Here is an 11,677-nt window from a genome sequence, read left to right as displayed (position 1 = left end):
TCTTCCTCGTGGCCGCCCTGGACGCGCTGCTGCCCCTGATGCCGAGCGAGACGACCGTCGTGATGGTGGCCGTGCTCATCGGCCCCGAACTCCCGTGCCTCGCCCTGCTCGCCGCCGTCGCGGCGGCGGGTGCGCTGTGCGGCGACTGTCTCGGCCACGGCGTGGGCCGGTGGCTCGGACCACGGGCGGTGACCCGCCTGATGCGGGGCGAGCGGGGCAGGCGCTACGAGTGGGGCCGCGGGTGGCCGAACGGCACGCCGTGGCCCTGGTGGTCGCGGCGCGCTTCCTGCCCGGCGGTCGCGTGGTGGCCGCCTTGTCCACCGGCACCATGGGCTTCCCCTTCCGCCGCTTCGTCGCCCTGGACGCGGCGGGGGCAGGGCTGTGGGCGGTCAGCAGTACCGCCGTCGGGCTGGTCGGCGGGGCGAGCTTCGGCGACCAGCCGGTGAAGGGCCTCGGGCTCGCCTTCGCCCTGGCGCTGGTGGTCGTCGCCGGAGCCGAGGCGGTCCGCAGACTGCGCGTACGCCAGGTCACCCCCGGCGGGCGGTGTCCGTCAGAGCTCTGACCGGCGTCACCTCGCGGACGTGCGCCACGGCGTCGAACCACTCCGCGAGGGAACCGCCCGACAGGTGGTGGTCCGCGTCCTCGCGGGCGTCGTAGAAGGGGCCGACGAGCAGGGTCCTTGCGGGGGCGCCGAGCCAGGCGTCCACGGGTGCGGGGCGCCCCGCGCGCAGGTCCCAGGAAGTAGGCGGGCAGATCGGTCGCGCCGAGCATCGCTTCGGCGAAGTCCGCCGGCGGCACCGGGTACTGCGTGCCGTGGTGGAAGGTCAGCCCGATGGAGGCGTAGCCGTCGCCGATGTGCTCACGCAGGTAACCGCCCGCGTTGCGGTGTGTCTGGGCGTCGGGCGAGGACACCGTCCGGGGATTGCCGACCGCCGTGTGGGTGAGGCCGCCCCAGTAGACGGTCTTCTGCCGGGTGCCCTCGTACCACCGGATCGTGTCGTCGGCCAGGGCCCGCTCGACCTCCGCGAGGCCGCCACCGGGCGGCAACGACCGCAAGGGGAGCGCGGCCAGTTGGACGGGGTCGTGCGGATTGCGTTCGTTGTGGCCGCGCATCCAGCGCAGCACGTCGAGGATCTCCCCGGTCCGCAGGAAGGAGCGGGCTTCGGAGAGCAGGGCTTCGGGGTCGCCCGCCCCGGTCAGGACGTACGCGTCGAGGCCGAGCCGCGCCGGGTCCTCCCCTTCGAGGACGAGCGAACGGAACCCCTGCTCCTCGACCAGGAACCGCAGCATCCGGTGCTGGACGACGGACAGTTCATGCGTGGCGCGGGACCCCACGCCGAGCGCGACGATCCCGGCACCCGCCACCGCGTCGGCGAGCGGGCGCAGATCCTCCAACTCGCCGAGGGGATCAGATGCGTCGAGGGGGTGGGCGTGCCGGTCCAGCCAGTCGGCTGCCGCTTCGGTGATTGCTTCGGTGGTTGCTTCTGCTGTCCGGTTCATGAGCGAAGGCTCGTACCTGAAGCGTGATTGAGGTCAAGTGCCGCGTGCGGCACGGGAACTCGGGCCCCTCCGCGGCCGACTCCTGAACTGGCGCGGGCGCGACGGTTCCGCGCTGTGGCGTTCACGAGCATCGGTTCACGAGTGTCAGGAGAGCGGCCATGCGCGACCGCACCCAACTGCCCCTGCTCTGCGGGTTCCTCGCGTTGCTGGCGGTGATCTTCGCGGTGTCGTACGCCGTGGGTGCGGCCGTCGGACCGGCCGCACCCGGCACACAGCGCACCGAGACGGAGACGGAGACGGACTTGGACACCCACAAGGATCCCGGCGGTGACATGCAGGACATGCACTCCGGTGGCGACATGGACGACATGCATTCCGGAGGCGACCGATGAACGGGTCCGGAGAAACCGGGATCGGAGAGGGCCGCCGCCGGCTGCTGCGGGGTGCGGTGGCCGGGACGCTGGGCGCGGCCGGACTCGCCGCCGCCTCGGACCAGTCGGCGTACGCGGCGGACCGTGACGCTCCCGGACGGGACACCGGGCGGGGCGAGGGGGACACGAGTTCGCTGAGTGTCGCCCTGCTGCTCTACGACGGATTCACCGCCCTCGACGCTGTCGGGCCGTACGAAGTGCTCTGCCGCGTGCCGGGCGTCCGCGTGACGACGGTCGCCCGGAAGGCGGGCCCGGTCCGTACCGACACCGGCGAACTGGCGCTGGTGGCCGAGCGGACCATGCGTGACATCACCCGGGCCGACGTACTGCTCGTGCCCGGCGGCGGCGACCGCGGGGTGATGGCGATGATGGAGGACACCGACGCCCACCGGTGGATCCGCCGCATCCACCGCCACTCCACGTGGACCACCTCGGTCTGCACCGGCTCCCTGATCCTCGGCTCGGCGGGACTGCTCCGGGGACTCCCGGCCACCACCTACTGGGCGTCGCGCCCGTACCTGGAGAAGGTCGGCGCCGTGTACACCCCGGGGCGTTTCGTCGAGACCGGGAAGATCATCACGGCGGCGGGTGTCTCCGCGGGCATCGACATGGGCCTGCACCTCGCGTCCCGCCTCGCCGACGAGAAGGTCGCCATGGCGATGCAGCTGGCCGTCGAGTACGACCCGGACCCGCCGTACGACACGGGCAGCCCCGAGAAGGCCGACGCGGAGACGGAGGCCCTGGCGCTGAAGCTGCTCGCGGACTCCGCGCGCTAGTTCTTCCCCCTCAGGGGTCGGGGTGGAGGGCCGCCCAGTTCCCGCGGGTCGATGTGCCGTGGCTCACATGTCCGGTGGGGCTGAGCGGTCCGGGTTCATTTCGCGTACCCGTCCGTGAAACGAGTGGCGCGAATGCAAGGATGGCCCCGCCATGACTGCTGGGTGGTGTTCTCGCGCGGTACGGGCTGCGGTGTTCGCGGCCGCCTGTGTGCTGCTCGCTGCCCTGGGCCACGTGCTGATGTCGGGGACTCCGGTGCCCTGGTGGACGCTGGGTGCCGGAGCCGCCGGCGTCGGCGGCACGGCGTGGCTGCTGGCCGGGCGCGAGCGGGGACTGCCCCTGGTCGTCTCCCTCGCGGTGGCCGCCCAGGCCGCGCTGCACTCGGGGTTCTCCCTGGCCCAGGCCGCCGCGCGGCCCGCGGGCGGGGTGCCGCTGGTGCGGCGCTGGGTGCAGCACATGCTCTGCGCCGCTCCCATGGGACCCGACTCCATGGGGGCCATGGGGAGGGGCCAGGGCTCGGCCATGTCGGCGTCTGTGCCCGGGTCGGGAGCGACGCCCATGCCCGCCATGCCCACGTCGTCGATGGCCTCTTCCATGGAGCACATGGATCACATGGGCGGCGGCCACGACATGGGCGGCATGTCGCCGGCCGGCATGCTCGCCGCCCACCTTCTCGCCGCGCTCCTCTGCGGCCTCTGGCTCGCGCACGGCGAACGCGCGGCCTTCCGCGTCGCGCGCGCCTTCGCCGGGTGGCTCGTCGCCCCGCTGCGGGTACCTCTCGCTCTGCCCACGCCCGCGCACCGGCCCCGCATCCGGCCCCACCGCCGCCCTTCGGCGGGCCGGCCGCGGCAGTTGCTCCTCGTGCACGCCATCACTTCTCGGGGTCCGCCCGCCGGGACCGCTGTCGCCTGACAGCTGGTTCCCCGACGCCGTTCCCGCGCGCCACGTCGCGCGTCCCGACGGCTCGGGCATCGGCCGTACGCACTCGCGCGCGGCCGTACCCCCCTCACCGGACCGCCGGACGCACCTGCGAACGCAGGGTGTGTCCGGGGCCCGGATCTCCGGGTTACCGGATTACCGAGAAGGACACCAGGTGATCATTCCTGCCCTGCCCAGCTCACCCGACGAGTCGATAACGGCCTGGGCGCTCGCCGCCCGCGCCGGAGACCCCGAAGCGGTCGAGCATTTCGTACGCGCCCTGCACCGGGACGTCCGCCGGTACGTGACGTACCTCGGCGGCGACCCGCAGGCCGCCGACGACCTGACGCAGGACACGTTCCTGCGGGCCCTCGGCAGCCTGCACCGTTTCGAAGGGCGCTCGTCCGCCCGTACGTGGCTGCTGTCCATCGCCCGGCGCGCGGTGATCGACAGCCTGCGGCACGCCGCGGCCAGGCCCCGCCTCTGCGACACGGACGACTGGCAGTCGGCCGCGGAGCGGGCCCAGCCGAGGGGTCTGCCGGGCTTCGACGACGGCGTGGTCCTCGCCGACCTGCTGGCGACGCTGCCCGACGAACGGCGTGAGGCCTTCGTCCTCACCCAACTCCTCGGGCTGCCCTATGCGGAGGCCGCGCTGCTCACCGGCTGTCCGGTGGGCACGGTCCGCTCGCGGGTGGCGCGGGCCCGCATCGCTCTGATGGAGCGGCTGCGGGAGGCCGAACGCCCGGCGCTGGTGGGCGCCGCGGCCTGACACGCTGACCGGCCGCTCGACTGCTCGGCCACTCGGCCGCTGTGCTGCCCGGCCGTCCGGCTTGTGCTGCCGGGCGGCCGTCAGCCGGCTCGGGCGGCCGGCTCCGCGCGCGCCGCCCGCATCTCGTCCACGGCTTGGCGGTGCCCGTCCTCGGCGGCGCAGCGCTCGGCCCGGTCGAGGAGGACGTGGGCGCGGTCCGGGTCGGCGGCCGTCCGCACCCGGGCCAGCGCCGTGAGGGCGAAGGCGAGGACCGTGCCGCCGAACGGCTCGGCGAGCCCGACGGCCGCCCCCGCCAGCTGCTCCGCCTCCTCGGCCTCGCCGAACAGCAGATGGGCCTCGCCGAGCAGCAGATGCAGCTCGGCGAGGCTGGCGCGCTCGAACGCGGTGCCGGTGGGCCGCCCGGCCTGCTCGGCGAGGGTGAGGGCACGCCGCCCGTGGCCCAGCGCCTCGCGGTGCCGCCCCGCCCGGCGCGCGTTCTCGCGCAGGACGGACAGGACGGATAGGACGGACAGGACGGTGGCGAGGTGGGCGTGGTCGACGCGGTATCCCCCGGGCCCGCCGTTGCGCGACACCTCGCGGCTGACGGTCGATGTCGGCCTGTCGATGCGCCGGGCGATCTCGGCATACCCGAGCCCCTCGGCGAGGCCCGCGCCGATGTGCCGGCGGTCCTGGTGGGCCGGCCTGCCCCCTGGCATGAGCGTCGCCCCCTTGGAGCCTTACAGCATGGGGAGTTCGATCGCTGGGCAGCGGTCCATCACCATGTCCAGGCCCGCGGCCCGCGTCCGCTCGAACGCCGCCTCATCGATGACGCCCAGCTGGAACCACACCGCCTGCGCCCCGATCGCGACGGCTTCCTCGGCGGCCTGGCCCGCTAGGGCGCTGTTGAGGAAGACGTCGACGACGTCGATCTTGAAGGGCACGGCGGAGAGGGACGGATAGCCCTTCTCGCCGTGCACCGTCTCCGCCTTCGGATGGATCGGGACGATCCGCTTTCCGTAGCGCTGCAGGACGCCCGCGACCCCGTACGCCGCTCGCTCCTCGTTCGTGGACAGGCCCACGACCGCCCAGGTGTCCCCGAGTTCCGTAAGGATCTTGCGCACTGTTGCCGGATCGCCGTACACGTCCCGCTCCTTCTGCCGCTGGTGGTCGGATGACTGCGCGTCTGTGTCAGACCGGTACGTCAGACACGTACGTCAGACACGTACGTCAGACGCACCTATGTCAGACACGGACGTCAGCTCGTACGTCAGACGTTGACGCCGAAGTCCGACGCGATGCCGCGCAGCCCACTCGCATAACCCTGGCCGACCGCACGGAATTTCCACTCCGTGCCGTGCCGGTAGAGCTCGCCGAAGACCATGGCGGTCTCGGTCGAGGCGTCCTCGGAGAGGTCATAGCGGGCGATCTCCGCGTTGTCGGCCTGGTTGACCACGCGGATGAAGGCGTTGCGGACCTGGCCGAAGCTCTGGCCGCGGTTCTCGGCGTCGTGGATGGAGACAGGGAAGACGATCTTCGTGATCGTGGCCGGGACCGCGGCGAGGTTCACCTTCACGGCCTCGTCGTCGCCCTCGCCCTCACCCGTGAGGTTGTCGCCGGTGTGCTCGACCGAGCCGTCGGGGCTCTTGAGCTGGTTGTAGAAGATGAAGTGCTGGTCGGAGACGACCTTCCCCGAGTCGTCGCAGAGCAGTGCGCTGGCGTCCAGGTCGTAGTCCGTGCCGGTGGTCGTGCGGACGTCCCAGCCCAGGCCGACCAGGACGGCGGTGAGGCCGGGGGCCTCCTTGCTGAGCGAGACATTGCCGCCCTTGGCCAGGGAAACTCCCACGATGTCCTCCTGAAGTCCTGAGGTGAATGCGTACCGGCCGTGGTCAGGGCCGGAACGTAAAATCTACAGCACTGTAGAAATGGTGGTGGCTGGGGTGGCGTCCCCCGCTACCGCGTCCCGTTACGATGTGGCGCTCCTCGACGAGCCGTCAAGGGCGCCGTCAAGGGCGCCGTCAAGGGCGCCGTCAACAGGGCCGTCAACAGCGCCGCCGGGAGTGCCGTCGGGAGTGCGGTCGCGAGAGCCGTCGCGGCAGGAGAGGTGCGGGCGTGGAGCGGTATGAACGCGAAGCGCGGCAGCGCCCCCGCCTCCGGCGGCGCGCGCAGGGCGAGTTGGAGGCACAGGTGCTCACGGCGCTGCACGGCGCGCCCGGCCCGGTGAACGCGGCCTGGGTGCAGGAACGTATCGGCGGAGATCTCGCGTACACCACGGTGATGACGATCCTGACCCGGCTGCTCGCCAAGAGCACCGTCACGCGCGAACGCGCGGGTCGCTCCTTCCTCTGGAGCTCGGCGGCGGACGAGGCGGGCCTCGCCGCGCTGCGGATGCGCAAGGTGCTCGACGGCGAGAGCGACCGCGGGGCCGTGCTCGCCAGCTTCGTCACCACGCTGTCGCCCGACGACGAGCGGATGCTGCGCGGGCTTCTCGGGGGCGGGCGGCACCCTCAAGTGGCCCCGCCCGCCCCTCAAGTGGCCCCGCCCGCCCCGCAAGAGGCCTGGCGCCCGCCCCGATAAGGGCCTGACGCCCGCGTCGCAGTTCGAAAATCAGAGGTCGAACTCGTGCGGCGGCAGGTCCAGCGCGAAGCACGCCTCCCGTACGACGGCCCGCTCCGTCGCGTCGAAGTCGCCGTCCGCGCCGCCGATGACGATGCCGATCTGCACCACGGCACGCGCCTCGGCGGGCTTCTTCTTCGCCTTGGCGACCTCCTGCAACACGCTGACCTTGCCGAACGCGAAGTCCGCGGTCAGCTTGTCGAGGTAGTCGTCGAAGCGGCGCCGCAGGTCGTCGGCGGGAAAGTTCTGCAGCACCTCGTTGGTCGCGATGAGCTGGGCCACGCGCTGCCGTTCGGACGGATCGATCGTGCCGTCCGCGGCCGCCACGAGGGCACACATCGCCATACTGGAGTCGCGGAAGGCGCCGCTCTTGAGGTCGTTCTTCTTCGCCATGAGCTGGGTCTGCATCGTCGATGCGGATTCCTTGACGCGGTCCCACAGGGCCATGAGAGCTCCGTACGTTGGTTTCTAGTTTCTACAGCAGTGTAGAAACTAGCAGGCGGGTCGAGAAGTTCCGCCGAACGCAGGGAGGACGGACGATGACACGGACCGCACAGGAGCTGCTCGACGGAGTGGTGGCACGGCTCGCGCCCGATCCGGCGGCCAATCCGCTCGTCCCGCGCCTCGCGGACGGCACCGCGAACCCTTCCGTGATCACCGCTCTCGCTCTGGAGCAGCGCTCTGTGATCCCGGCCGACCGCCGCTCCTTCCTGCACCTGGCCCAGCGCTCGGCCGATGCGGGAGAGGCCGAGTGCGACGCCTTCTTCCGCACCCTCGCCGAGGGCGAGACGCTCGCCCTCGACCGGCTCGGCGCCCTGGTCGAGGCGTGCGGCGTGGGCAAGACGGACGCCGACGCGTACGAGCCGCGCGCGGGCTGCCAGGCCTATCCGGCGTACGTGGCCTGGCTCGCCCTGAACGGCTCGCCCGCCGACGCGGTCCTCGCCCTGACCGCCAACTTCGCCTCCTGGGGCGCCTATTGCGAGACGCTCGCCGACGCGCTGCCGACGCACTACGGCTTCAGCGCAGAGGCCTGCGGATTCTTCGCCTTCTTCGCCGAGCCCGCGCCCGACCTGGAGCGGCAGGCACTCGCCGCGGTGCGCGCGGGCATGGACCGGGGCCTCGACGTGACCGGGTCAGCCTTGCGCTACGGGAAACTCCTGCAACGCTACGAGGCGATGTTCTGGGAGACGCTCGCCAACCCGGCGCGCGGCCTCTGACCACCACCCCTGCCTGCCTCCGCACGCCCCCAACATCCCCCCGGGCGCGCCCCCGCTACCCCCTGACCACCTCAGACGCCAGGCACCGGCTCAAGAAAGGCCGCCATCCGGCATCCTCGGCGTGATGCTGATGCAGGCGCTCGCCGCGCTCGCGGTGTACGGATTCTTCCGGCGCGACCGCAGGGGGATGCCCGCCTGGCGGGTGGTCGCGGCCCCGCTGACCGCGTGCGCCGGCCTGGCCGTACTGATCGCCCTGGTGTGTGCCAACCTCGATCTCCTGACGGGCGCTTCGGGCGGCGTCAACGCGCCGCTCATCGCGCCGCTGCCCGTGCTGTTCGTGGCGGGGGCGGCGCTGGCCCTGCGGATCCGGCGGCGTGCGCCGGGGGCGTACGAACGGCTGACGACAGTGGACGCGGAGAGCGTGTGACGGAGGGGCGGGACAGCATGGCGGACGAGACGGCGACGCGGGTCTTCCTGGGGGCGGTCCGTACGGGAAGCGACATCCACGGGGACACCACGGCACTCGCCGTGCGCGACGGACGTGTCGTCGCGCTCGGGGACGAGGCCCGCGCACTGGCCGAAGTGGCGGACGAGGTCGTCGAGTTGGGGGACGGGCTGCTCCTTTCCGCCTTCGGCGACGGCCACGCCCACCCCCTCTTCGGAGGGTTGGAGAGCTTCGGCCCGCAGATCAAGGACCTCGCATCGGTCGACGCGATCGTCGCGGAGGTCGGGCGGTGGGCCGAAGCGCACCCGGACGCGCAGTGGATCGTCGGCGCGTCCTACGACCCCGCGCTCGCGCCCGACGGCGATTTCGACGCCCGGTGGCTGGACGCGGCGGTGACGGAACGGCCCGTCGTGCTGCGCGCCCACGACTACCACACGGTGTGGTGCAACTCGGAGGCGCTGCGCCGGGCCGGCGTACGGGACTCGACGCCCGACCCGCGCCTCGGCTGGATCGTCCGGCGCCCCGACGGCTCACCGATGGGCACCCTGCGTGAATGGCACGCCTGCGACCTCGTGCTCGACCAGGTGCCCGCACGCGAGGAGGCCGAACTGGTCGAGGCCGTGCGCCGCGCGGGCCGGGCGTACGCGCGAGCGGGCATCACCTGGGTACAGGATGCCTGGGTGGAGCCGGAGATGGCGGAGGCCTATCTCGCGGCGGTCCGGCACGACGCGCTGAGTGTCCGCGTCGACCTGGCCCAGCGCGCCGACCCCGACCGCTGGCGCGAACAGCGCAAGCAGTTCGACGCGACGCGCGGGCGTGTGACCGCCGAGGGCGGGCCGCTGCTGTCCGCGGGCACGGTGAAGTACTTCAGCGACGGCGTGATCGAGGGCGGTACGGCCGCCCTGCTCGACCCCTATCTGGACGCGCCGCACAGCTGCGGCATGCCCGTGTGGGAGCCGCACGCGCTCGCCGAAGCGGTGTGCGCCTTCGACGCCGACGGCTTCCGGACGCACATCCACGCCATCGGCGACGCGGGCGTACGGGCCGCGCTCGACGCGGTGGAAGCCGCGGTCCTCGCCAATCCGGCCTGGGACCGGCGGCCGGTGATCACCCATGTGCAGCTCGTCGACCCGGACGACCTGCCGCGCTTCGCCGCACTCGGCGTCATCGCCAACTTCGAGCCCCTGTGGGCGCAGCCCGACCCGCTGCAGACCGATCTGTCGATGCCGCGGATCGGCGCCGAACGGTCCGACCGGCAGTATCCGATGGGGGAGTTGGCACGCGACGGGGCGCGGCTCTCCTTCGGCAGCGACTGGCCCGTCAGCTCGTACGAGCCGCTGGATGGCATCCAGGTCGCCGTCACCAGGCGTACGTTCGACGGGGAGCCGGAGGCCGGCTGGACCCCGCACCAGCGGCTCACCGTGGAGCAGGCGCTTGCCGCGGCCACCAGCGGTGTCGCCCACCAGGCGGGCGCGGACGACCGCCTCGCACTCGTGCCGGGGGCGCCCGCGGACCTGGTCCGGCTCTCCGCGGATCCGCGCACCGTGGACCCGATGGCCATCCGGCAGGTGCGGGTGCTCGGCACCTGGCTCGGCGGAGTTCCTACGTACCGGCCGGGAGAGGAGTGAGGGGCAGAACGATGGCGGTGACCGCTATGCCGTCCCGTATGAGCCAGTTGCCCGCGAAGCCCGTGACCTCGCGCCCCGCCACCACAGGGCCGGGGACGAGGAGCGCCGCGGTGAACGTGCCGTCCGGGGCGAGTGTCACCCGCGCGTCCTCGAAGCCGAGCCAGCTGCCCATGAGCGGGAACCACGTCTTGTAGACGGACTCCTTGGCGCTGAAGAGCAGCCGGTCCCAGGGGACGTCCGGATGCCGGATGCCCAGTTCGGCGAGGGACGCGCGTTCCGTCTCGTCCGAGACCAGCCGCAGGACGTCGGCATCGGCGAGCGGAGCGGCCGGCTCCGCGTCGATGCCGATGGACGTGACGGCGGAGGCGCGGGCCACGACGGCGGCGCGGTAGCCCGCACAGTGCGTCATGCTGCCGACGATGCCGTCGGGCCACCGCGGCGCACCCTTGGGCCCCGGCAGGATCGGCACGGGCGGCACGTCGAGCTCGGCCAGGGCCGCGCGGGCGCACTGCCGGACCGTGGCGAACTCGGTGCGCCGCTTGTCCACGGCCCGCGCCACGGCATCCATCTCCTCGGGAAACAGGAAGGGATCGGCCGGGTCGGCGCGGGTCTCCGCGACGCTGACGGGCGCGGCGCCGAGCAGCGACGCCAACACGTCGGTACCGCCGGGGACTTGGTGCACGGGATTCGAGGGTGTCGTCACAACGGATCACCGTACCGGGGTCGCGCCCTGAACGGGGGCCTACCCTGGCGTGATGCACGACGAGTACCGCACAGTGGCCCGCGAGGCCGTGCACGAGACCGAGATCAACCGCTCGCGCTTCCTGTGCGCCCTCGCGCCTGCGGCCACCGAGGCGGAGGCCCAGGACTTCGTCGCGCGCATCCGCAAGGAGCACCCGTCCGCCTCGCACAACTGCTTCGCGTACGTCATCGGGGCCGACGCGGGGGTCCAGAAGGCGAGCGACGACGGGGAGCCCGGCGGCACCGCCGGTGTGCCGATGCTCCAGATGCTGCTGCGCCGCGACATGCGGTACGTCGTCGCCGTCGTGACCCGCTACTACGGAGGAGTCAAGCTCGGCGCCGGCGGGCTGATCAGGGCCTACGGAGGCGCGGTCGGCGAGGCGCTCGACGCGGTCGGCACGCTGACCCGCAGGCGCTTCAGGCTCGCCACGGTCACGGTCGACCACCAGCGCGCAGGCAAGATCCAGAACGATCTGCGGTCGGCGGGGCGCGCGGTGCGTGACGTGCGGTACGGGGACGAGGTGACCATCGAGATCGGCCTTCCCGACGCCGACGTCGAGGGCTTCACGGCCTGGCTGGCGGACGCGACCGCGGGCAGTGCGGTGTTCGAGCTCGGCGGAGAGGCTTACGGGGATGCCTGATGCTGGGTGGGCGCCCGGGCC

At 72.6% G+C, this 11,677-nt stretch carries 15 protein-coding genes; 9 read left to right on the top strand and 6 right to left on the bottom strand.

Annotated features, from left to right (window positions below; all coding sequences use genetic code 11):
* Positions 1 to 75: 75 nt before the first annotated feature.
* The gene (locus tag AB0E78_RS38650; RefSeq protein WP_361843378.1) at positions 76 to 1,500 is read right to left on the bottom strand and encodes an erythromycin esterase family protein; all 1,425 of its coding nucleotides are present in this window, start codon (positions 1,498 to 1,500) and stop codon (positions 76 to 78) included.
* Positions 1,501 to 1,658: 158 nt separating this feature from the next.
* Between AB0E78_RS38650 and AB0E78_RS38645 the strand changes: the two genes are divergently transcribed.
* From AB0E78_RS38645 to AB0E78_RS38630, 4 genes are all read left to right on the top strand, one after another.
* The gene (locus AB0E78_RS38645; RefSeq protein WP_361843375.1) at positions 1,659 to 1,892 is read left to right on the top strand and encodes a hypothetical protein; all 234 of its coding nucleotides are present in this window, start codon (positions 1,659 to 1,661) and stop codon (positions 1,890 to 1,892) included.
* Positions 1,889 to 2,707 (top strand): DJ-1/PfpI family protein, encoded by an 819-nt coding sequence (locus AB0E78_RS38640; protein WP_361843372.1) that lies wholly within the window; start codon positions 1,889 to 1,891, stop codon positions 2,705 to 2,707. The genes AB0E78_RS38645 and AB0E78_RS38640 overlap by 4 nt, the downstream gene beginning before the upstream one ends.
* 151 nt (positions 2,708 to 2,858) lie before the next feature.
* The gene (locus AB0E78_RS38635) at positions 2,859 to 3,617 is read left to right on the top strand and encodes a hypothetical protein (RefSeq protein WP_361843370.1); all 759 of its coding nucleotides are present in this window, start codon (positions 2,859 to 2,861) and stop codon (positions 3,615 to 3,617) included.
* 181 nt (positions 3,618 to 3,798) lie between these two features.
* The gene (locus AB0E78_RS38630; protein ID WP_361843367.1) at positions 3,799 to 4,392 is read left to right on the top strand and encodes a sigma-70 family RNA polymerase sigma factor; all 594 of its coding nucleotides are present in this window, start codon (positions 3,799 to 3,801) and stop codon (positions 4,390 to 4,392) included.
* Between the two features lie 80 nt (positions 4,393 to 4,472).
* Here the strand turns inward: AB0E78_RS38630 and AB0E78_RS38625 are convergent, their stop codons facing one another.
* From AB0E78_RS38625 to AB0E78_RS38615, 3 genes are all read right to left on the bottom strand, one after another.
* Positions 4,473 to 5,087, bottom strand: a complete 615-nt coding sequence (locus AB0E78_RS38625) for a helix-turn-helix domain-containing protein (RefSeq protein WP_361843364.1) — start codon at positions 5,085 to 5,087, stop codon at positions 4,473 to 4,475.
* Between the two features lie 21 nt (positions 5,088 to 5,108).
* Positions 5,109 to 5,513 carry a CoA-binding protein gene (locus AB0E78_RS38620; protein WP_361843361.1) on the bottom strand — a complete coding sequence of 135 codons (405 nt, stop codon included), beginning with the start codon at positions 5,511 to 5,513 and terminating at the stop codon, positions 5,109 to 5,111.
* Between the two features lie 125 nt (positions 5,514 to 5,638).
* Complete coding sequence (locus AB0E78_RS38615; RefSeq protein ID WP_361843358.1) at positions 5,639 to 6,214, bottom strand: TerD family protein; 576 nt, start codon at positions 6,212 to 6,214, stop codon at positions 5,639 to 5,641.
* Between the two features lie 266 nt (positions 6,215 to 6,480).
* Here AB0E78_RS38615 and AB0E78_RS38610 point away from each other — a divergent pair, with 266 nt between their 5' ends.
* Positions 6,481 to 6,945: a BlaI/MecI/CopY family transcriptional regulator gene (locus AB0E78_RS38610; RefSeq protein WP_361843356.1), complete on the top strand. Its 465-nt coding sequence runs from the start codon at positions 6,481 to 6,483 to the stop codon at positions 6,943 to 6,945.
* Between the two features lie 30 nt (positions 6,946 to 6,975).
* Here AB0E78_RS38610 and AB0E78_RS38605 read toward each other — a convergent pair whose 3' ends face one another.
* Positions 6,976 to 7,431: a TerB family tellurite resistance protein gene (locus tag AB0E78_RS38605; RefSeq protein ID WP_361843353.1), complete on the bottom strand. Its 456-nt coding sequence runs from the start codon at positions 7,429 to 7,431 to the stop codon at positions 6,976 to 6,978.
* Between the two features lie 92 nt (positions 7,432 to 7,523).
* On the opposite strand from AB0E78_RS38605, the gene AB0E78_RS38600 reads away from it, so the two are divergent.
* The 3 genes from AB0E78_RS38600 to AB0E78_RS38590 all read left to right on the top strand — a co-directional run bounded on the left by AB0E78_RS38600 (position 7,524) and on the right by AB0E78_RS38590 (position 10,274).
* Positions 7,524 to 8,201, top strand: coding sequence for a transcriptional regulator (locus AB0E78_RS38600; RefSeq protein ID WP_361843351.1), 678 nt, complete (start codon positions 7,524 to 7,526; stop codon positions 8,199 to 8,201).
* 124 nt (positions 8,202 to 8,325) lie between these two features.
* The gene (locus AB0E78_RS38595) at positions 8,326 to 8,628 is read left to right on the top strand and encodes a hypothetical protein (RefSeq protein WP_361843348.1); all 303 of its coding nucleotides are present in this window, start codon (positions 8,326 to 8,328) and stop codon (positions 8,626 to 8,628) included.
* A gap of 17 nt (positions 8,629 to 8,645) precedes the next feature.
* Positions 8,646 to 10,274 carry an amidohydrolase gene (locus AB0E78_RS38590; RefSeq protein ID WP_361843346.1) on the top strand — a complete coding sequence of 543 codons (1,629 nt, stop codon included), beginning with the start codon at positions 8,646 to 8,648 and terminating at the stop codon, positions 10,272 to 10,274.
* Here the strand turns inward: AB0E78_RS38590 and AB0E78_RS38585 are convergent.
* The gene (locus AB0E78_RS38585; protein ID WP_361843343.1) at positions 10,249 to 10,956 is read right to left on the bottom strand and encodes a 4'-phosphopantetheinyl transferase superfamily protein; all 708 of its coding nucleotides are present in this window, start codon (positions 10,954 to 10,956) and stop codon (positions 10,249 to 10,251) included. The genes AB0E78_RS38590 and AB0E78_RS38585 overlap by 26 nt on opposite strands.
* A gap of 73 nt (positions 10,957 to 11,029) precedes the next feature.
* Between AB0E78_RS38585 and AB0E78_RS38580 the strand changes: the two genes are divergently transcribed.
* Positions 11,030 to 11,656: a YigZ family protein gene (locus AB0E78_RS38580; protein ID WP_361843340.1), complete on the top strand. Its 627-nt coding sequence runs from the start codon at positions 11,030 to 11,032 to the stop codon at positions 11,654 to 11,656.
* Positions 11,657 to 11,677 lie beyond the last annotated feature (21 nt).

Origin of the sequence: Streptomyces sp. NPDC032198 (genome assembly GCF_040636975.1) — a bacterium.
In the GTDB taxonomy this organism is placed as follows: Bacteria; Actinomycetota; Actinomycetes; order Streptomycetales; family Streptomycetaceae; genus Streptomyces.
Note: the sequence above shows the minus strand (reverse complement) of the source record. Positions and strands in the feature narration are given on the sequence as shown.

Excerpts from the sequence above, each read along its gene's own strand:
- AB0E78_RS38650 (WP_361843378.1), bottom strand. The coding sequence starts at position 1,500 with ATGAACCGGACAGCAGAAGCAACCACCGAAGCAATCACCGAAGCGGCA.
- AB0E78_RS38600 (WP_361843351.1), top strand. The coding sequence starts at position 7,524 with ATGACACGGACCGCACAGGAGCTGCTCGACGGAGTGGTGGCACGGCTC.
- AB0E78_RS38645 (WP_361843375.1), top strand. The coding sequence starts at position 1,659 with ATGCGCGACCGCACCCAACTGCCCCTGCTCTGCGGGTTCCTCGCGTTG.
- AB0E78_RS38590 (WP_361843346.1), top strand. The coding sequence starts at position 8,646 with ATGGCGGACGAGACGGCGACGCGGGTCTTCCTGGGGGCGGTCCGTACG.
- AB0E78_RS38595 (WP_361843348.1), top strand. The coding sequence starts at position 8,326 with ATGCTGATGCAGGCGCTCGCCGCGCTCGCGGTGTACGGATTCTTCCGG.
- AB0E78_RS38625 (WP_361843364.1), bottom strand. The coding sequence starts at position 5,087 with ATGCCAGGGGGCAGGCCGGCCCACCAGGACCGCCGGCACATCGGCGCG.
- AB0E78_RS38605 (WP_361843353.1), bottom strand. The coding sequence starts at position 7,431 with ATGGCCCTGTGGGACCGCGTCAAGGAATCCGCATCGACGATGCAGACC.
- AB0E78_RS38640 (WP_361843372.1), top strand. The coding sequence starts at position 1,889 with ATGAACGGGTCCGGAGAAACCGGGATCGGAGAGGGCCGCCGCCGGCTG.
- AB0E78_RS38580 (WP_361843340.1), top strand. The coding sequence starts at position 11,030 with ATGCACGACGAGTACCGCACAGTGGCCCGCGAGGCCGTGCACGAGACC.
- AB0E78_RS38635 (WP_361843370.1), top strand. The coding sequence starts at position 2,859 with ATGACTGCTGGGTGGTGTTCTCGCGCGGTACGGGCTGCGGTGTTCGCG.